The organism is Pedobacter sp. Leaf216, assembly GCF_001421515.1.
GTDB lineage: Bacteria > Bacteroidota > Bacteroidia > Sphingobacteriales > Sphingobacteriaceae > Pedobacter.
Genome location: NZ_LMKM01000033.1, coordinates 22,791 through 40,634 on the forward strand (window position 1 = coordinate 22,791; position 17,844 = coordinate 40,634).

Below are 17,844 nucleotides of genomic sequence, written 5' to 3' on the forward strand. Positions count from 1 at the left end.
GTGGAAGAAAGTGGAACAACTTCATTGATCTGAATCAAGCCTATTATTTGATCCAGGTCAAGTTATGTTAATTATAAGTGCCTTAATTTTGTGTAAAATTAAAATACCATGAATAAAATAGCATTAGTAGTTGGCGCAAGTGGCATAGCAGGAAGTAATTTAGCCGAAAGCCTGATTGCAAAAGGCTGGGAAACTTATGGCCTGGCCAGAACACCTAATCAGGAAATTGAAAACCTAAAGCCGGTTGCAGCAGATCTTTTAGACATTAACAGCCTTAAATCATCCTTATCTGAAATAAGGCCGACCCATATTTATATTACCACCTGGATGCGTAATGATACCGAGGCAGAAAACATACGGGTTAACAGTTTGATGATACGTAACCTGCTGGATGTATTATCCGAAAAAAAATCAGTTGAACATGTGGCATTGGTTACCGGGTTAAAACATTACCTGGGTCCGTTTGAAGCCTATGCCAAAGAAGGATTCTTACCCGAAACGCCATTAAGAGAGGAACATCCAAGGCTGGAAATGGAAAACTTTTATTATTCACAGGAAGATGAAGTATATGCAGCAGCAGAACGTGATGGTTTTACCTGGAGTATCCACCGTCCACATACAGTTATTGGTAAAGCTGTAGGCAACGCAATGAATCTTGGAACTACTTTAGCATTATATGCATCAATATGTAAGGAAACCGGTCGTATTTTTAAATGGCCAGGTTCTGCAGCACAATGGAACGGACTTTCAGATGTAACTGATGCGAAAGTATTGGCGGAGCATTTAATTTGGGCATCAACAACCGATGCGGCCAAAAATGAAGCTTTTAATGTTGTTAATGGAGATGTATTCCGTTGGAGCAGATTATGGAAACAGATAGCAGCCTATTTTAATGTAGAATCTTCAGGATTTGAGGGCAACATTCAGCCTCTTGAACAAGAATTGGCTAATGATGCAGCTACCTGGCAACAGATTGCCAGAAAGTATAATCTGAAAGAAGAGAATTTAAACCGACTGGCGTCGGCCTGGCATACAGACCTTGATTTGGGCAGGCCAATTGAAGTAATGACTGATATGGCTAAAAGCAGAAAACTGGGTTTTACCATATTTCAAGATACCGAGGAATCCTTTTTTCAATTATTCGAAAAATTGCGTGCTTCGAAATTAATTCCTTAAAACAACCATTAATAAATTAAGGAGCGCTTGCAATTGTGTATGATTGCAGGCGCTTCTTTATTTGTGATAACATTTTACCTCTTCCATTTTTTACCCCTATCTTTGCACGATAATTCTATAATATGTCAGACGAGAAAATAATCTTTTCAATGGCCGGGGTAAATAAAATTTACCCTCCACAAAAACAGGTTTTAAAAAATATTTACCTTTCTTTCTTTTACGGTGCAAAAATTGGTGTTATCGGTCTAAACGGCTCGGGTAAATCATCTCTTTTAAAAATCATTGCAGGTTTAGATAAATCCTATCAAGGTGAGGTTGTTTTCTCTCCAGGTTACTCGGTGGGTTATTTAGCACAAGAGCCGATTTTAGATCCTGAGAAAACAGTGCGCGAAGTGGTTGAAGAAGGTGTGGCAGAAGTAACTGCTATTTTAAAAGAATATGAAGAAGTAAACGAAGCTTTTGGCTTGGAAGAAAACTATTCTGATCCTGATGCCATGGATAAACTGATGGCCAGACAAGGTGAGCTTCAGGATAAAATTGATGCTTTAGGTGCCTGGGAAATCGATTCGAAATTGGAGAGGGCAATGGATGCTTTGCGTTGTCCGGATCCTGAAACCAAAATCGGTGTATTATCAGGTGGTGAACGCCGCCGAGTGGCTATGTGCCGTTTGTTGCTTCAACACCCTGATGTGTTACTTTTGGATGAGCCTACCAACCACTTGGATGCTGAAAGTATTGATTGGTTAGAGCAATTTTTACAAAATTACGAAGGAACTGTTATTGCCGTTACCCACGATAGGTATTTCTTAGATAACGTTGCCGGATGGATTTTAGAATTAGACCGTGGCGAAGGTATTCCGTGGAAAGGAAATTACAGCAGTTGGTTAGATCAGAAAGCAAAACGTTTATCTCAGGAAGAAAAAACAGAGAGCAAACGCCAAAAAACGTTGGAGCGTGAGTTGGAATGGGTACGTATGGCCCCTAAGGCACGTCATGCAAAATCTAAAGCCCGTTTAGCCAACTACGATAAATTAGCCTCAGAAGATGGCAGAGAAAGAGAAGATAAATTAGAGCTTTTTATCCCTGCAGGGCCGCGTTTGGGTAATGTGGTAATCGAAGCTACTAATGTTACCAAAACTTATGGCGATAAGGTATTGTTCGATAACTTGAATTTCTCACTTCCTCCAGCAGGTATTGTCGGGATTATAGGCCCCAACGGTGCTGGTAAAACCACTTTATTCCGTTTAATTACCGGACAGGAAGAAGCTGATGCTGGTACTTTCCGTGTTGGTGAAACTGTAGAATTGGGTTATGTAGATCAGATGCACAACGATCTGGATGCCGATAAAACGGTATACGAAAATATTACCGATGGCTTAGACAATATCCAGTTGGGTACTAAAGCGGTTAACGGACGTGCTTATGTATCGAAATTCAACTTTAATGGTGGCGATCAACAGAAAAAGGTAGGGATACTATCTGGTGGTGAGCGCAACAGGGTACACCTGGCCATTACACTTAAAAAGGGAGCAAACGTATTGCTGCTGGATGAGCCAACCAATGATATCGACGTAAATACTTTACGTGCGTTGGAAGAGGCATTAGAAAACTTTGGTGGCTGTGCCGTAGTTATCAGTCACGACAGGTGGTTCCTGGATCGGATCTGTACGCACATCCTGGCTTTCGAAGGCAACTCTGAAGTTTATTTCTTTGAAGGTAACTATTCAGATTATGAAGAAAACCGCAAAAAACGTTTGGGCGATGTTGCTCCAAAACGGATCAGATATAAAAAATTAGATTAAAGCAAAGTCCCGGCGAAAACCGGGACTTTTTTAGTTATTGCCCCAGGCGTAAACAACTAAAGCAGCAAAGCCTACCAATCTTAATAATTGGCGATAATTAACGTAAGCAAAAAAGTGTTTGGTTTTAAGTTTTGGTTTAATCCCAAAATAAAAACTAATCAACATGCAAACCATACTTAAGCTGAGTAAGACTGGAACATAATTAGCCGAAAAAAGCTGTGTTTCAAATCTGGTTGATTGATTAATTAAAACCAATAAAAGGAATAAAAACCCTAAACCAAGGGTGATCATTTCCATTTTTTTATTTGTTGTAATTTCTGCTTTATTCACCATTTATGGATATCTTTTTAGAGCCATCGGTAAATGAATTGTTACATTTATTTTTCATATCAACATCAAAACATCTTAGTTTATAACCTAGTGTCTGTTCTTTAAAGCTTTTTTAATCGCAAGCTCCGTTACACCTTCCATGATTTTATAACCGGCAAGGTTGGGGTGAACACCATCAACGGTTAACTCAGCACGTTGTCCTTTTCGTTCATCAACCAAGGGTGTCCAATAATCTAAAACCGTATAATTTTTCTCTTTGGCATAGGCTACAATTCTTTCGTTTAAATCCACAATAAGATCTGCTGCCTTAATACTTTTATTCCAAGGATACTCGTAAACTGGCAAATATTTACAGAGCACAACTTTTATATGATGTAACCTGGCCAGTTCTGCCATGGACTTTACATTATCCATAATTTTATCAATGGTAACATGGCCCGTATTGCCTGCAATATCATTACTACCTGCTAAAATAATTACCACTTTAGGTTTTAGGCTAATCACATCCTGCCGGAAACGGATCAATAACTGTGGCGAAATCTGCCCACTTATTCCCCTATCCAAATAAGGCTTATTCTCGAAATATCCAGGGTCCTTTTGCTTCCAGAATTCGAAAATTGAGCTTCCTAAAAAAACAACTCTTTTTTCCTTTCTTGAGGGGGCTGGCAAAAGTTCATTCTCTTTTTGATATTTGGTTAAAGCTGCCCAATCATCGGCAAAATTTTCTTTTTTCTGCTTATTATTTAGCGAATCTGTTTTGGCATCCTGGGCAAATAATTTAGTTGTAGCGGTTAATAAAAGAAAGAGTATGATTTTTCTTTTCATGGGATATGGAATTGTACAGAACCGCTAAACTAATTATTTCTGGTTTAAAAAATCTCATTTCCATTTAAATTTACATCCGAACGGCCTTTTTTATTACCGAACTGGCTCAAATTATAGCTCAATGTGGCCTGTACAAAACGACTGATAAAACGTGTTCTGTTTTCGGAAATGGAATTATTGCTAATACTGGTACTAAAAAGTGAACCCTGGTTAAATAAATCATTCGCCTGTATTGAGAAAACGAGTTTATTTCCTTTCAAAAAGGAGGTGTTTAATCCCATGTTCACCAGTAAAGGGTTTCCGGCATATAAACTATAACCAAAATTCAAACTCTTAGAGGCCGATGCATTAATTCTGAAACGTTTGCTTGGAATCCAGCTACCTCCCCCACTTAAGGCCAAAACTTGTACATTTTTAATGTTCTGGTTCATTACAGAATAGGTATTAGAGCTAAAACTATAAGAAATACTGCTGTTAAAAACATATTTCTTCTGATTTAAGTTAAATCTGAAACCGTTTGAAATATTAATTCCACTACTGCGGTTTAACACATTATCCGTATAAAAAACATTGCGACTGTAAGCAATATTCCCGTTTAAGGATAAAGAAAGTTTATTATCCAACATCCTTTTATTAAATGAATAGTTACCACCCACATTGTAAATGCCATTCACGTTTTCGTATGTAGTTTGCTGTTTCAGGCTATTTAGCGTATCCCGCAGAAAAATGGTATTGCTCACTACACTATTAAAGGCAAAATTACCAGATAAACCTGCCATAATACTCAATCCTGATTTCAGGCTAAACCTGTTATAGCTCAAATCGGCAGTATGGCTCGAGGTGGCCTTTAAATCAGGGTTGCCAATAATAAGATTTTGCACATCATTATTGTTCCTGATGGGTTGAAGCTTATTAAAATCGGGCGAACTGGTGTAACCATTATAACCAAAACTCAAATTTCCGTTTTCTTTAATCTGATAACTTAAATTGGCAGATGGCGAAAAATTTAGCTGATAATTTTTTAGCTCCTGTCCGGTATTCTGATATTTACCAATAATGATACTTGGCGAAAAATTAAGTCCTAAATTATAACTGATCCGCTTTGCATTGGTATTGTAACCTATACTAAAATTTTGGTTAATAAAGTTCGATACGTAATCCTGCCCAAGCGAATCTACCACAAATTTATTTCCAAAGGGATTGGTTACCGTAGTAGTTTGCAAATTCCGACTTCTGCTGACTGAAAAACGATAAGACATATTAATAAAACTATATCCTGTACTATCGTTTGCTTTTTTTAATGAATTTGAAAACTGAATGTTGCCACCAAAATTAGCGTTTGAAGTGTTATTATCTACCAAGCGGTTTAAAAGCGAATCTTTAACCAAAATATTGGTGGTTTCATTATAATAGCGGATAATATCGTTGATGGTGCTGTTAGAACTGCCGCCGCTGGTACCAAAATTAAAACCTAAAGATAAAGATTGCTTATTGTTAGCCAATCGGCGCGACCAATTGATACTTCCGTTAACATTTGGATTGCTATTTTTTGAACCTGTATTGGAAATGAGATCCTGTTTTATAAAACCTGTTTTATTTGATGTAGTAAGCGCATCATTTCTGGTATTTGCCAAAGCCCCGGCAAGTGATACATTGAAATAATTCTTTTTGGTAGCCCCATTTAAACCAAGGTTAATATTATTATTTAAAGAGTTTGAGCTGTTGGCACTCTCCCGCAAATCGTAAATGGTTCCTTGTGGGTTAAATGTTTCCAGATAATTACTTTGTATGGATTTATTTATGCCGCTGCTGAAATTATAACCTCCGTTGATACTAAATTCTTTCGAGATTTTATCCCTGATATTGCCGTTAAGGCCACCATTGTTTAATTTGGCAAATTCGTTATTGGTAATTCCATAACGGCCACCAAAACCTATCTGTTTGGTTTTTTTCCAGATGCTTCCGTTTCCGCCTAAATTATGGGCATTATTTGTTGCCGAACTTACGTTTACTCCTCCAAAAACACCTTTATCCATTCCAGGTTTGGTTACAAGATTTAGCATTTTTTGTGGTGTACCCGTTTTAATTCCCGTAAAATTGGCTTCGTCGCCATAATCATCTATCACCTGAAGTTTAGCAATAATCTCTGCCGGCAATTGCCTGATGTAATCTTCAACATTGCTTGTAAAAAAATCTTCGCCATTAACCCGCAGCTTGGTCATTTTTTTTCCCATGGCAGTAACCGCACCTTTATCATCTACCTCAATGCCCTGAAGCTGTTTTAAAAGATCTTCTACTTTATCGTTTTCCCTAACCGTGTAGGCACCAGCATTGTATTCAATGGTGTCTTTTTTGATTTTAATGGGATCTACCTTTACTTTAACTTCTACATCTTCCAACCGGATGGTTTCCATTTTAAGAATAATGGGTTCTAAAACCATGCTTTTTTTTGAAGATTCAAATTCATAAACAGAAGCAAAGGGCTTATAACCCAGCGCAGTAATACTGAGGTAAAATTTGTTGTGGCCAACTTTTGGGAATGTAAAATTACCCCTGGAGTCAGAATTAGACCGCAGGGTATCTTTATCGTTAATTAACCGGATACTAACACCTTCAATGGGCTTTTTTAAAGAATCGATTACATTGCCACTAATTTTAAACTGAGACTGAGCGAGAGCGTTAAAAGAGAGCGTGATCAGTATAAAAAATATTAAAAAGCATATTTTATTGCTTTTTCTCATCCCTCGGACCTCTTTTATAAATTACTAAACCATTTAAAAAATTACGCAAAATCTGATCGCCGCAAGGTTTAAAATTTTCATGATCTTCATTTCTAAAAATATCTCCCAATTCTGCCTTGGTTACTTTAAAACCTACCAAATCGCAAATGGTAATGATATCTTCTGTTTTTAATGATAATGCTACTCTTAATTTTTTTAATATATCGTTATTGCTCATGCTTTTTATAAATGATTGAATTGTTGAAGGATTGAGTGACTGATTGCGCTAATATTAAGGTTGTAAAAGGTATAAAATACCAATAAACCCATGATTATGAACCAAACTAACTCGCTACTTCTAATTTAAGTTTTTTCCCTTTAATTTTTTCTCCGCTTAATGTTTTCAGCAATTTTTCCACTTTATTCCTTTTAACAGCCACATAACTGGTGGTATCTTTAACTTCGATAAGGCCTAAATCCTCTTTTCCCAAACTACCTTTTTGTAAAAATAAACCAACAATATCTATTTTGTTAATTTTATCTTTCTTACCGTGGGCCAGATATAAAGTTACCCAGTCACTCGCTTCGGGCAACTTATATTTATCTGATAAAATTTCTTCTTCAATATCATCAGGTAAATATTTATAGTTTTCTTCGGTGGTTAAAATGGCGTATGCTGTTCCTTTTGCATGCATACGTGCCGTTCTGCCATTGCGGTGAATGTACGCATCCTCTGTATAAGGTAACTGGTAATGCACAATATGTTCTACTTCAGGTATATCTAAACCGCGAGCGGCGAGGTCTGTTGTAATTAAAATCCTATGGCTGCCATTTCTAAATTTTAGCAAAGCTTTTTCACGGTCGATTTGCTCCATGCCACCATGAAATACATCGTGCCCTAAACCATTATCGAAAAGTAAATCACTGATGCGGTCTACAGTTTCCCTATGGTTGCAGAAAACCAAAGTATTTTTATCACCAATTTTACTCAACAACCTAAAAAGATAATCCAGTTTATCGGCTGCAGGCGCAGTAATTTTTTTAAGCTTTAAATCGGGTTTAGCTTCTATATTTTTTGAAAAATCGACTTCAACCGCAGCATTTAGTTTCACAAATGGAGGAATTTCTTCCATTTTGGTTGCTGAGGTAAGCATTCGCTGTGTTAACGAGTGCAAGGAACCAATGATATAGGACATATCTTTCTCAAAGCCAAACTCGAGCGATTTATCGAATTCATCTAAAACCAAGGTTTCGATAAATGATTCATCAAAATTCTGATGTTCCAGATGGTAAGCTATCCTTCCGGGCGTTCCTATAAGTACGGCAGGAGGATGTGCAAGATTATTTTTTTCAATCCTTACAGCATGGCCACCATAACAGCAGTTTACTTTAAATGAAGTACCCATTTGTTTAAAAACCTGCTCAATTTGAAGCGCCAGTTCCCTTGAAGGAACTAAAACCAAAGCCTGAACACCTTTAACACCCATTTTTAGGTTGGAAAGTAAGGGCAATAAAAAGGCTAATGTTTTTCCTGAACCGGTGGGTGCAATCAATATGACATCTTTACCAGTTTTAGCTGATTTTAAAGAAGATTCCTGCATCTCATTAAGTGCAGAAATATTTAGTTTTTTTAAGGCATTTTCTATCATTCCGCCATAAAGGTAATCATTTACATTTAGGGCAAAAAGAGACTGAAAATTATGGTTTGAAAAATCTGTTTCTGAGTTTACGAAGAGTAGAAAAATTTAATCTTTTATCCAAAAGCATTAACATGCTACCACGTTTAGACATTGAAGATTGTACTTTTTCATTAATAGCATCAACCGAAGATAAAATACTGTCAGCCAGTTCATCAGCAAATTTATTGGCCCTGCTATTTTGCAATAATTGAAGTTCTTGAATTAATTCTGCTCTCATAACTTAGAATTTTTAATGAATGTACAAATATTAACGGGCCGAATTATGATTTGTTTCATTAAATTATAATAGCATTCAAACTATTTTAACTAACTTGTTGATAACTAACTTTTTGTTAGCAAATAAACAACCTACACTTAACATATATTTAATTCATAGCACCTATTTTTATAAAAACCTGATTACCATTCGTTAACCTCAAAAACACAACTGTATGACGTGGAAAAAATTTAGTGGTGAAATTATTCAATCTTCAATCCTCGAAGAAGTAGAAAATGCGATTATCAGAGAAAGTGAAAACGGATATAAGCTTAAAGTTTGCATCGGTACAGATTCGCAGGTAAAAGGCACTGTAACCGATTTTGCAACCGTAATTGTATTGTTAAGAGAACATCATGGTGGCTTTATGTACATCCATCAGGAAAAGAGCACTCAACAGGTAAGTATTAAAGAAAGAATGTTAATGGAAGTGCAGAAATCTATTGAAACTGCCTATTCTATCTGCGATTTGCTCGATATTTATGATGTGGCTTTAGAAGTCCATGCAGACATCAACACCAATCCATCATTTAAATCTAACAAAGCACTTAACGATGCCATGGGTTATATTTTAAGTATGGGATTCATCTTTAAAGCTAAACCAGAAGCTTTTGCCAGCTCTACGTGCGCGGATAAAATGGTGCATTAGCGAAAAGCTTTGACAAATTCTATGTCGGTATGCTAGACATTTTTCAAAGCTGATCATTTTAGGCAATAAGTTTGGGGTTAGAGGTCAGGAGCCAAAGGCCCTCATGTCAAATATCGACAAGAATCTGTAAGCAGGTTATTGATAGATTCCTGTGGCTTATAGACCTTCATTGCATTCCGATAGGGATGAATGATGTCTTTGTACCCAACTCCGTGATCTTTGCGCTTTTTCTTTGCATTCTTTGCGGTTAAATACAACAAAATAGCATCTTTGCTGTTGTATTCTCAAAACAAGATCTTGAAAACGTACAGACTAGAATTTACCCAAAAACTTCCAATTGATTTGGATGCTGCCTGGGATTTTTTTTCATCGCCAATGAACCTGGCAGAAATTACACCCAAGGATATGACATTTGATGTTACCACGCCAAACATGCGCAACACTAAAATGTACCCTGGCCTGATTATCACTTATAAGGTTTCACCATTATTCGGGATTAAATTAAATTGGGTAACTGAAATTACGCATGTTAAAGATAAAGAATACTTTATAGATGAGCAGCGTTTTGGCCCTTTTGCATTTTGGCATCACCAGCACCGTTTCGAAAAAGTAGATGGTGGCGTATTGATGCACGATACTTTACACTATAGTGTAGGTTGGGGACCACTTGGTTTAGTTGCGAATGCAATAATTGTTGAAAATAAAATAAACGAAATTTTTAAATTCCGTTATCAGAAAGTTGAAGAGTTATTTGGCAAGTTTTAGCTTTTATAAATTACCATTTTTTGGTAGAAATGGTTTCAGTGTTTTTGCTGGCTTTTTCTACCCTTTTAGTAGCTAAATATTTTTTAAAATCATCACCAAATTTCTCTATTTTGTTGTAGGCACTATTTACAATATCTTTCCATGCGCCTGCACTAAGTTTACCTGGCGTGCGCTCTAAAGGTGTGCCTATTTTTGTTGAGGCAACAAAATTTCCATAACGGTCGCGCTGGTATGGAATAAACAACAAATCGGTTAACCAAAATCTATATTTTCCATTACGGGCTTCAAACACAAAATTATAGCTCACTTCTCCACTCGGATGGCCCATCACCAACACGGTCTTATCAACAATTATAGTTCCTTTAGCCAACACCGAAGAATCAGTGATGCTTTGCTGCACCATCGTTTTTTTATTGGCAAGGTTAATAAAAGATTTAGCCCTTTGAACAAGGGTATCTTTACTCAGCAATTGCGAATCGACAACTTTATAGTAAATAAACTTACCGTTATCATCTTTTATAAATTGTTTTTGCTGGGCAGAAAGATCAATTGAAAATGCAATAAAAAAAACAAGAATAATGTATTTCATCAGAATGGATTAATGGGCAAACAGCGTTTAAAGATATTAAAAAGCCGTCCGGGTTTTACCACAGGACGGCTTAATATTACAAATATATTTCCTTAAAAAGCATAAACAGCTGCTAATGAGAACTGACCAGCATTTGGTGCAGCAGCGCCACTTTTGTTAAAAAAGGGTTTATCTCCACTATGATCTAATCTCACTTCTGGAATAAAAGTTAAACCACCTGATTTAATGTTGGCGGTAAAAGTTACAGCAGTATATTTTACTCCCTGAACCGGACCTGCATCTTTATACTTAAAATATTCGCCTCTTAAACCTAAAGTTACACCATCTGCAACAGCATATTGAGGATAAAGTGCAGCACCTGCGTAACCGCCACCATCATTGTCAATATCATAGTTTGCGGCATTTAATCCCAACTTAAATTTTTCTGTAATTTGGTAAGAAGTTGTTAAATCTTCGATAGTGCCATAACCACCTGCACCCGCACCAGATAACACGTTTAGGTAAGCTGTCCAGCCTTCAACCGGAGCTACCATTAACTGGCCACCTACAGCAGATACACCACGGCTTGCGCTGTAAACATTCCAATCGTTAAATACCCCAGCCATTAAACTTACTTTATCAGAGAATTTATAAGTAGCCTTAATACCTGCATTTTGGAATGGACCATTGGTAAACAGATATGATGTAGAATAGTTAAAATTTCCAACCGGAGAAATCACTTCGTAACCAATAAACGTGCCCATATATCCGGCAGTCATTGAAAACTGATCAGTAAAATCATAATTCACATATAAATTTTGTATGTGAAATGATGAGCCTCCTGCAGCAGCATCCGGAATGGATTGAGTTTGACCTCTTGGCCCGAAAGAGAGCTCTCCAACAAATGAGGCTTTACCCGTTTTTTTCTTAAGCGCAATATCTATCATTCCCAGTGAAACCGAATTATGGTCTGACGCAAATGATGTGGTAATGTTTTTTGGGTTCTTCGCGAAATCATACTTAAAATAGGTATCAACCGACCCTGAAATCTCAAGTGGTGATGTGGTGGTTTCCTGTGCCATGGCACAGCTAGCGCTGGCCATTGCGAAAATAGCGGTTAAAAGTTTCTTCATGTTTGAGCTTGATTTGAGTTTAGATATTATATAATCCTTAAGAAATTGATTCTGTTAATGGACTGTTTCTTTCTACATAGATGGCTTTTTCTTCAACCAACAATGTACCTTGAGAGTATTTCTCATCATGTTGAGAAGCATCAAGTCCTAATTCTTCTTCTTCTTCAGAAACCCTGATCGGATTGATAAGGTTAACCAATTTGAAAATCACGAATGATACCACAAAACTGAACAAGATCACTATTACAGCACCTTTTAATTGAGTGATAAAGAAAGTTGGGTTACCGTAAAACAAGCCATCAGCACCAGCAGCATTCACTGTTTTGGTTGCAAAAACACCAGTTAACAACATACCAACAATACCTCCAACACCATGGCAAGGGAAAACATCCAAAGTATCATCCAAACTTGTTTTTTGTTTCCAAGAAACCACAAGGTTTGAAATTACCGCAGCAATGGCACCAATGAATATACTTGATGAAATACTTACAAAACCAGCACCAGGGGTAATGGCCACTAAACCAACTACCGCACCGATACAGAAACCTAAAACTGAAGGTTTTTTACCTCTTGCTACATCGAAAAACATCCATGATAAACCGGCAGCACCTGCAGCAGTGTTTGTAGTTAAAAATGCTGAAACAGCTAAACTACCTGCACTTAATGCCGAACCTGCATTAAAACCGAACCAACCGAACCATAGTAAACCAGTACCTATTAATACATATGGAATATTTGCTGGTGGAACTTCTTTATGCTCCAGGTGAGATTTTCTACGTTTCAAAACCAATGCACCAGCTAAAGCAGCCATACCTGCAGAAATGTGAACTACTGTACCTCCTGCAAAGTCTAAAACACCCATTTTAAACAGGAAACCTTGTGGATGCCATGTCCAGTGGGCCAATGGCGAATAAACGAAGATTGCGAATAAAACAATAAATAAGATATACGAGGTAAAACGGATACGTTCTGCAACGGCACCAACCACCAAACCTGGTGTAATAATGGCAAACATTAATTGAAACACAGCAAATAAAGAAAGCGGAATAGTTAAATCTGCTCCACCTTGTAAATGTGGTGCTCCTGAGTTTACACCTTTAAAGAACAGAAATGTTGATGGATTTCCGATAAAACCGCCAATGGTATCACCAAAAGCTAAACTAAAACCAACAACTGTCCATAAAACTGTAATTACTCCAGCCGCTACAACACTTTTAATCATGGTAGACAATACATTTTTACGGTGAACCATACCGCCATAGAAAAATGCAAGGCCTGGTGTCATTAAAAATACAAGCGCAGAAGCGATTAATATGAATGCGATATCTGGCCCACTATACTTGCCTTCGTCGAAATTTGGAAGAAGTGGAATAAATAGAGCGAAAATTGCGACGATCATTAATATCGCAAAGGGCGCAAACTGTTTAAAGGAGAATTTACTCATAGTTTTTAGTTTAATTTGTTAGTAGTGTTTAAATAATCGATTTTTTGGTTATTTATTTTTCTAAAAATACGACATAATGTAATTTTTACACCATAAAAATGAAATATTTTAATAAAAACAGATGATTTTTATAAAGCAAAGCAAAAAAGACTTCCAAAAATAAAAATAATAAAAATTTAGACAGATTTCAATGCAACTTTTTAATAAAAACAAAATCACATATTAACCATGTTTTATATGATTTTACCTAAAATTTATAAAAAATTAGCCTGAAAATGATTACAAAAAGAAAAAACCCATGAAATTTCATGAGTTTTTAAAATAATTATTATAAAATTTAATTTTTTAAGAAAAATATGCAGAACCTTGAATTACCCCCCGTTTTTCGATTTCTTTATCCATATAGGTCTGAATTGCGGATTTATTAAGTCCCCAATTGGGTGCAATTAATAAATCCCAGTCAGAAATGCCAAAAAGTCGCTGAATTACAATATCCGGACGTAAAAGCGGAATCAACTCACAAAGTAAATCTGTATATTCTTCAAGAGAAAACAGTTTAAAGGGCTCTTTTTTATACTTTGTCCCCATAATAGAACCTTCTACCACATGAAGATGATGAAATTTTACAAACTTAATTTGAGGAAACCGGTTAATTTCATGAATATAACCCCTCATCTGCTCTCTTGTTTCCCAGGGGAAGCCAAAAATAGTATGCACACACAAATCGAGTTTACTATCTTTCAATAGTTCTACAGCTGCAACAAATTCGCCATGACTGCAGCCTCTGTTTATCTGATCGAGGGTTTCATCATAGATAGATTCCATGCCCATTTCTAAATCGACATCAAAACGATCAGTATAGCTTTCTAATAGAGCTACTTTTTCTGCATCGATACAATCCGGACGTGTACCTACTGCAAAACCGACAATATCTTCGGTATTGATAGATAATGCTTCATCGTACATCATTTTTAAATAATGTACAGGCGCATAGGTATTGGTATTTGGCTGAAAATAAACGATATACTTATCAGCTCGATATGAAGTTTTAGCCCTTAACATGCCTTCGGCAAGCTGATCTTTGATATTAGGATTTTTACGGGAAGGCTCAGGTGTAAAAGAATCTACGTTACAATATGTACATCCACCATACCCCTTGCTTCCATCACGGTTAGGACAGGTAAAGCCGCCATCTACTATAACCTTAAATACACGTTGCCCTTTATACTTCTCGCGTAAATGCGTTCCATAATTTTTATAACCCTTTATCCCTGAATCTACTAGTGTTCCCATTATTTGCAAAAATACGGTTTTTGTTCGATACGCAGGGTTAGATTTGAGAGATTAGATGTAAGATTTGAGATTGGGCGTACAATTTGTAGCTGGTAACGATTAGTTCTATAAATTTTGAATTATATTTTTCATTTATCAGGCTGCTCACCAAACATCTTTTCGAAATCTGCTTTGCTTTTTATGTAAGATGAGTAATTCCTTATATTGTAATTGGTCATATAAACTTTGAATTCGGCTTTGTTGCTATACTTAGATTTACCCTCGTCATCAATTAGGCTGTAAAATCTATTCCTTTTATCGGGAACTTCATAATAAAGCCCCACCAATATTCTTTAACCACCTCATTACCTTTCTCAAAACGTTCCTTAAATTCTTCTTTCGGCATAATGTAAGTTAAGTACTGTTCTACATTATATTTAAATTGATTTTCAGTAATATCAACATTCCATCCATCGTCTGAACCTCTGACTTTACTGATTGAATCAGGAAGGTCTTCTCTTACCCTGAAAACAGGTATTGGATTATTAGGAGTACCATAATGATTACTATTTAGTTCATCTTTATTGATTGTTATTATTATTCTCTTGCCGCGTAAAGAAGTCGGAAAGGCAAGTCCTTTATCATCAGGATAATTAAAAAAAGTAATCTCTAAGTACTTTTTCATAGATTTTTCTCTAAAAAAAATTTTGTAAATACTCTCTTGTGGAGATAATAAAGATGTTTTATACTGAGTATCTCTGAAATCTAATTGTTCAGGAAATAAAATCCTTAGTTCTACACAATTATCTATATATACAGGAATCGCATTTTTTGAATTATTATCTTTTTTTTTGAAAAGATAGTTAACCCCATAAATTATTATGGGAAATATGATTAATACACCTACAGCCCAGCCAATTGCTTGTGAGATTTGCTTATTCATTTACAGATTGAAACTATTATTTCTTTTCAAACCTCTCCTGAAATTCTTCTTTCGGCATAATGTAGGTTAAATAGGTTAGAACATTATGTTTGTACTGTTGATAAGTAGGTTCTAAGCTTTCATATCCGTTAACAGAACCTTCACTCTCTGAAGTAATTCGAATTGGTTCATTGATCCCTTTGAAAGTAAAAATAGGGATTGGTCTTTCTTTAGTACCATAGCTAGGATCTTTTAAATCATCCTGATTTACCCATCCGGTTATTTTCTTTTTTTCAATTACTGATTCAAAATTCGCATAACTTTGATAGTTAGTATCAAATAAATAAATCCTAAAATATTTACTTTCGATAGTCTCGAAAAAAGTAATGTACTGTATTTCTCCAGATAATCCTTTAAAACCAATACCACTAGCCCCCCGCCTATAATGATCGAAATCTGTTTTCATATAAATTGGACTGTTGATGTCCGAAACTGGAATCTGAAGATCTATTTTAGAAATTTTACCTATATATAAATTTAAATATTTTGCTCCATCATTCTTTCTTACAGTAATTTTATTATACAAAAACACAAATAAGGGAAACAATACAAATACACCGACTATCCAGCCTACAGTTTGTTTACTCATTTGTTTTCTCAAAGCGTTCCTTAAATTCTTTTCTTGGCATTACATAAGTAAGGTACATGTACACGTTATAATCGAATTGTTCTGGCGAGGTATCCTTATTAATCATCTTACCTTCATTCTTCGTTCCTCTTCCTGGAATGAGAATTGGCCCATTTGCACCTCTTAAGCTAAAGCACATTAAGGGCTTTTCTTTGGTGCCGTATTCTGTGTTATTGAAATCATCTTTGTTTACTTTGAGCATAACTGTAGAGTCACCTATGTCATTCCAAAAAAGCGTGGTCAAATCTACCATTCCAATCCTAATGTGCTTTTTGTAGAGTGGCGAATAAATATCTTGGTAACGATAATAGGATAACTTACTGTTGCTTCCTGTCATGTTTTTTCTAACCAACTTAGTTTCAATTTGTTCGCTTATAAAAGGGTTTTTATCAAACGGCATTTCACTAGTGTTAGGCATTTTAAACTTCAACTCTATAACATTTTCCATATAAGGCTTTATAAATGGCTCTACATTATCGTTTTCTTTGATAAAATATTTGTTATAAATAAAGATTATTAAAGGTAAGACTATCATAGCACCAATAATATAGCCTAAAGCCCCACCCATATTTTGTAACCATCTCATTTACCTTTCTCAAAACGTTCCTTAAATTCTTCTTTAGGCATGATGTAGGTTAAGTACTGTTCAACATTATATTTAAATTGATTTTTAGTAATATCAACATTCCATCCATCTTCTGAACCTCTGATTTTACTGACTGAATCAGGAAGGTCTTCTCTTACTCTAGAAACAGGTATTGGATTGACCTTTGTTCCATAAGTATCGCAATTATTCAAACATTGTTTTACATATAGCTTGCCAGTGTTTACTCTTGTATCGGGATTATCAATTACATTAACTATCCACCCCCCCACATATTTACCAAAAATCAAACCAATACCCAATAAACCAAATGCACCATATTTTAAAAGGTTTTTCATTTATCAGGCTGCTTGCCGAACATCTTTTCGAAATCTGCTTTGCTTTTTACATAGGAGAGATAGTTCCTAGCATTATAGCTGGCTGTATAATCTTTAAATTCTTTCTCAGTTTTATAATTAGAATTGCCAATATCATCAACCAAACTATAAAAGCTATTCATTTTCTCCGGAACTTCATAATAGATGATAGGTACTGGTTTCTGCTTAGTACCATACGTACCATCAGAGAGTTCATTTTTATTTACCATTGCAATGATGCTAGCACCATTTTGATCAACATCTGAAATAAAAGCATCGTACATTTGGCTATTCTTTGAATTACTTGAAAAAAAATAATAAATGCAATAAAATTTATCTGATTTATCATCAAAAAAAACAGAGGTTTGTTTATCTAAATAGGCTGTATTATCAGCTTGCGAGAGGTTGAATGCACCCTGAACTTTAAAATCATCAAGTTTAATTGTGAAATTTCTCATGATCAAATGCACGGTATCGCAATTATTCAAATATTGTTTTACATATAGCTTGCCATTGTTTACTCTTGTATCTGGATTATCTATAATGTTAACGATCCACCGCCCCACATATTTACCAAATAATAAGCCAAGACCCAATAAACCAAATGCACCGTATTTTAAAATGTTTTTCATAG

19 protein-coding genes are annotated in these 17,844 nt (G+C 35.7%); 4 read left to right on the top strand and 15 right to left on the bottom strand.

The features are described from left to right. The first annotated feature begins 108 nt into the window (after positions 1-108). Both ASE74_RS18425 and ettA read left to right on the top strand, forming a co-directional pair. Positions 109-1,176: an SDR family oxidoreductase gene (locus tag ASE74_RS18425; RefSeq protein WP_055912241.1), complete on the top strand. Its 1,068-nt coding sequence runs from the start codon at positions 109-111 to the stop codon at positions 1,174-1,176. A 122-nt stretch (positions 1,177-1,298) separates the two neighbouring features. Next, complete coding sequence (gene ettA / locus ASE74_RS18430) at positions 1,299-2,978, top strand: energy-dependent translational throttle protein EttA (protein WP_055912243.1); 1,680 nt, start codon at positions 1,299-1,301, stop codon at positions 2,976-2,978. Between the two features lie 30 nt (positions 2,979-3,008). Here the strand turns inward: ettA and ASE74_RS18435 are convergent, their stop codons facing one another. The 6 genes from ASE74_RS18435 to ASE74_RS18460 form a co-directional block, all read right to left on the bottom strand. Next, positions 3,009-3,311 carry a hypothetical protein gene (locus ASE74_RS18435; RefSeq protein ID WP_055912245.1) on the bottom strand — a complete coding sequence of 101 codons (303 nt, stop codon included), beginning with the start codon at positions 3,309-3,311 and terminating at the stop codon, positions 3,009-3,011. A gap of 84 nt (positions 3,312-3,395) precedes the next feature. Continuing rightward, the gene (locus ASE74_RS18440) at positions 3,396-4,133 is read right to left on the bottom strand and encodes a GDSL-type esterase/lipase family protein (RefSeq protein WP_055912248.1); all 738 of its coding nucleotides are present in this window, start codon (positions 4,131-4,133) and stop codon (positions 3,396-3,398) included. A gap of 44 nt (positions 4,134-4,177) precedes the next feature. Beyond that, the gene (locus ASE74_RS18445) at positions 4,178-6,874 is read right to left on the bottom strand and encodes a TonB-dependent receptor (protein WP_055912250.1); all 2,697 of its coding nucleotides are present in this window, start codon (positions 6,872-6,874) and stop codon (positions 4,178-4,180) included. Next, the gene (locus ASE74_RS18450; RefSeq protein ID WP_029274124.1) at positions 6,858-7,091 is read right to left on the bottom strand and encodes a DUF1456 family protein; all 234 of its coding nucleotides are present in this window, start codon (positions 7,089-7,091) and stop codon (positions 6,858-6,860) included. The genes ASE74_RS18445 and ASE74_RS18450 overlap by 17 nt, the downstream gene beginning before the upstream one ends. 106 nt (positions 7,092-7,197) lie before the next feature. Further along, positions 7,198-8,502 (bottom strand): DEAD/DEAH box helicase, encoded by a 1,305-nt coding sequence (locus ASE74_RS18455; protein ID WP_055912252.1) that lies wholly within the window; start codon positions 8,500-8,502, stop codon positions 7,198-7,200. A gap of 49 nt (positions 8,503-8,551) precedes the next feature. Then, positions 8,552-8,770 carry a hypothetical protein gene (locus ASE74_RS18460; RefSeq protein ID WP_055912256.1) on the bottom strand — a complete coding sequence of 73 codons (219 nt, stop codon included), beginning with the start codon at positions 8,768-8,770 and terminating at the stop codon, positions 8,552-8,554. Positions 8,771-8,984: 214 nt separating this feature from the next. Between ASE74_RS18460 and ASE74_RS18465 the strand changes: the two genes are divergently transcribed. After that, on the top strand, positions 8,985-9,458 hold the full coding sequence (locus ASE74_RS18465) for a ribonuclease H-like YkuK family protein (RefSeq protein WP_055912259.1): 474 nt from the start codon (positions 8,985-8,987) through the stop codon (positions 9,456-9,458). Between the two features lie 297 nt (positions 9,459-9,755). After that, entirely contained in the window at positions 9,756-10,223 is a 468-nt protein-coding gene (locus ASE74_RS18470; RefSeq protein WP_055912805.1) for an SRPBCC family protein, read from the top strand. A gap of 10 nt (positions 10,224-10,233) precedes the next feature. On the opposite strand, the gene ASE74_RS18475 is transcribed toward ASE74_RS18470, so the two are convergent. The 9 genes from ASE74_RS18475 to ASE74_RS18515 form a co-directional block, all read right to left on the bottom strand. Beyond that, positions 10,234-10,812 carry a DUF4468 domain-containing protein gene (locus tag ASE74_RS18475; protein ID WP_055912261.1) on the bottom strand — a complete coding sequence of 193 codons (579 nt, stop codon included), beginning with the start codon at positions 10,810-10,812 and terminating at the stop codon, positions 10,234-10,236. 92 nt (positions 10,813-10,904) lie between these two features. Continuing rightward, a complete protein-coding gene (locus tag ASE74_RS18480) occupies positions 10,905-11,924 on the bottom strand; it encodes a porin (protein WP_055912263.1) in 1,020 nt (339 codons plus the stop codon). 37 nt (positions 11,925-11,961) lie between these two features. Then, positions 11,962-13,368, bottom strand: a complete 1,407-nt coding sequence (locus ASE74_RS18485; RefSeq protein ID WP_055912265.1) for an ammonium transporter — start codon at positions 13,366-13,368, stop codon at positions 11,962-11,964. Positions 13,369-13,713: 345 nt separating this feature from the next. Next, positions 13,714-14,661: a TIGR01212 family radical SAM protein gene (locus tag ASE74_RS18490; protein ID WP_055912268.1), complete on the bottom strand. Its 948-nt coding sequence runs from the start codon at positions 14,659-14,661 to the stop codon at positions 13,714-13,716. Between the two features lie 271 nt (positions 14,662-14,932). Next, the gene (locus tag ASE74_RS18495; protein WP_055912270.1) at positions 14,933-15,583 is read right to left on the bottom strand and encodes a hypothetical protein; all 651 of its coding nucleotides are present in this window, start codon (positions 15,581-15,583) and stop codon (positions 14,933-14,935) included. A gap of 16 nt (positions 15,584-15,599) precedes the next feature. Next, on the bottom strand, positions 15,600-16,211 hold the full coding sequence (locus ASE74_RS18500) for a hypothetical protein (RefSeq protein ID WP_055912272.1): 612 nt from the start codon (positions 16,209-16,211) through the stop codon (positions 15,600-15,602). Continuing rightward, a complete protein-coding gene (locus ASE74_RS18505; protein WP_055912273.1) occupies positions 16,204-16,836 on the bottom strand; it encodes a hypothetical protein in 633 nt (210 codons plus the stop codon). Before ASE74_RS18505 ends, ASE74_RS18500 begins: the two co-directional genes overlap by 8 nt. Further along, entirely contained in the window at positions 16,833-17,192 is a 360-nt protein-coding gene (locus tag ASE74_RS18510) for a hypothetical protein (protein WP_055912276.1), read from the bottom strand. The genes ASE74_RS18505 and ASE74_RS18510 overlap by 4 nt, the downstream gene beginning before the upstream one ends. Continuing rightward, entirely contained in the window at positions 17,189-17,842 is a 654-nt protein-coding gene (locus tag ASE74_RS18515) for a hypothetical protein (RefSeq protein ID WP_055912278.1), read from the bottom strand. The genes ASE74_RS18510 and ASE74_RS18515 overlap by 4 nt, the downstream gene beginning before the upstream one ends. Positions 17,843-17,844 lie beyond the last annotated feature (2 nt).

Excerpts from the sequence above, each read along its gene's own strand:
- ASE74_RS18425 (WP_055912241.1), top strand. The coding sequence starts at position 109 with ATGAATAAAATAGCATTAGTAGTTGGCGCAAGTGGCATAGCAGGAAGT.
- ettA (WP_055912243.1), top strand. The coding sequence starts at position 1,299 with ATGTCAGACGAGAAAATAATCTTTTCAATGGCCGGGGTAAATAAAATT.
- ASE74_RS18435 (WP_055912245.1), bottom strand. The coding sequence starts at position 3,311 with ATGGTGAATAAAGCAGAAATTACAACAAATAAAAAAATGGAAATGATC.
- ASE74_RS18440 (WP_055912248.1), bottom strand. The coding sequence starts at position 4,133 with ATGAAAAGAAAAATCATACTCTTTCTTTTATTAACCGCTACAACTAAA.
- ASE74_RS18445 (WP_055912250.1), bottom strand. The coding sequence starts at position 6,874 with ATGAGAAAAAGCAATAAAATATGCTTTTTAATATTTTTTATACTGATC.
- ASE74_RS18450 (WP_029274124.1), bottom strand. The coding sequence starts at position 7,091 with ATGAGCAATAACGATATATTAAAAAAATTAAGAGTAGCATTATCATTA.
- ASE74_RS18455 (WP_055912252.1), bottom strand. The coding sequence starts at position 8,502 with ATGATAGAAAATGCCTTAAAAAAACTAAATATTTCTGCACTTAATGAG.
- ASE74_RS18460 (WP_055912256.1), bottom strand. The coding sequence starts at position 8,770 with ATGAGAGCAGAATTAATTCAAGAACTTCAATTATTGCAAAATAGCAGG.
- ASE74_RS18465 (WP_055912259.1), top strand. The coding sequence starts at position 8,985 with ATGACGTGGAAAAAATTTAGTGGTGAAATTATTCAATCTTCAATCCTC.
- ASE74_RS18475 (WP_055912261.1), bottom strand. The coding sequence starts at position 10,812 with ATGAAATACATTATTCTTGTTTTTTTTATTGCATTTTCAATTGATCTT.
- ASE74_RS18480 (WP_055912263.1), bottom strand. The coding sequence starts at position 11,924 with ATGAAGAAACTTTTAACCGCTATTTTCGCAATGGCCAGCGCTAGCTGT.
- ASE74_RS18485 (WP_055912265.1), bottom strand. The coding sequence starts at position 13,368 with ATGAGTAAATTCTCCTTTAAACAGTTTGCGCCCTTTGCGATATTAATG.
- ASE74_RS18490 (WP_055912268.1), bottom strand. The coding sequence starts at position 14,661 with ATGGGAACACTAGTAGATTCAGGGATAAAGGGTTATAAAAATTATGGA.
- ASE74_RS18495 (WP_055912270.1), bottom strand. The coding sequence starts at position 15,583 with ATGAATAAGCAAATCTCACAAGCAATTGGCTGGGCTGTAGGTGTATTA.
- ASE74_RS18500 (WP_055912272.1), bottom strand. The coding sequence starts at position 16,211 with ATGAGTAAACAAACTGTAGGCTGGATAGTCGGTGTATTTGTATTGTTT.
- ASE74_RS18505 (WP_055912273.1), bottom strand. The coding sequence starts at position 16,836 with ATGAGATGGTTACAAAATATGGGTGGGGCTTTAGGCTATATTATTGGT.
- ASE74_RS18510 (WP_055912276.1), bottom strand. The coding sequence starts at position 17,192 with ATGAAAAACCTTTTAAAATATGGTGCATTTGGTTTATTGGGTATTGGT.
- ASE74_RS18515 (WP_055912278.1), bottom strand. The coding sequence starts at position 17,842 with ATGAAAAACATTTTAAAATACGGTGCATTTGGTTTATTGGGTCTTGGC.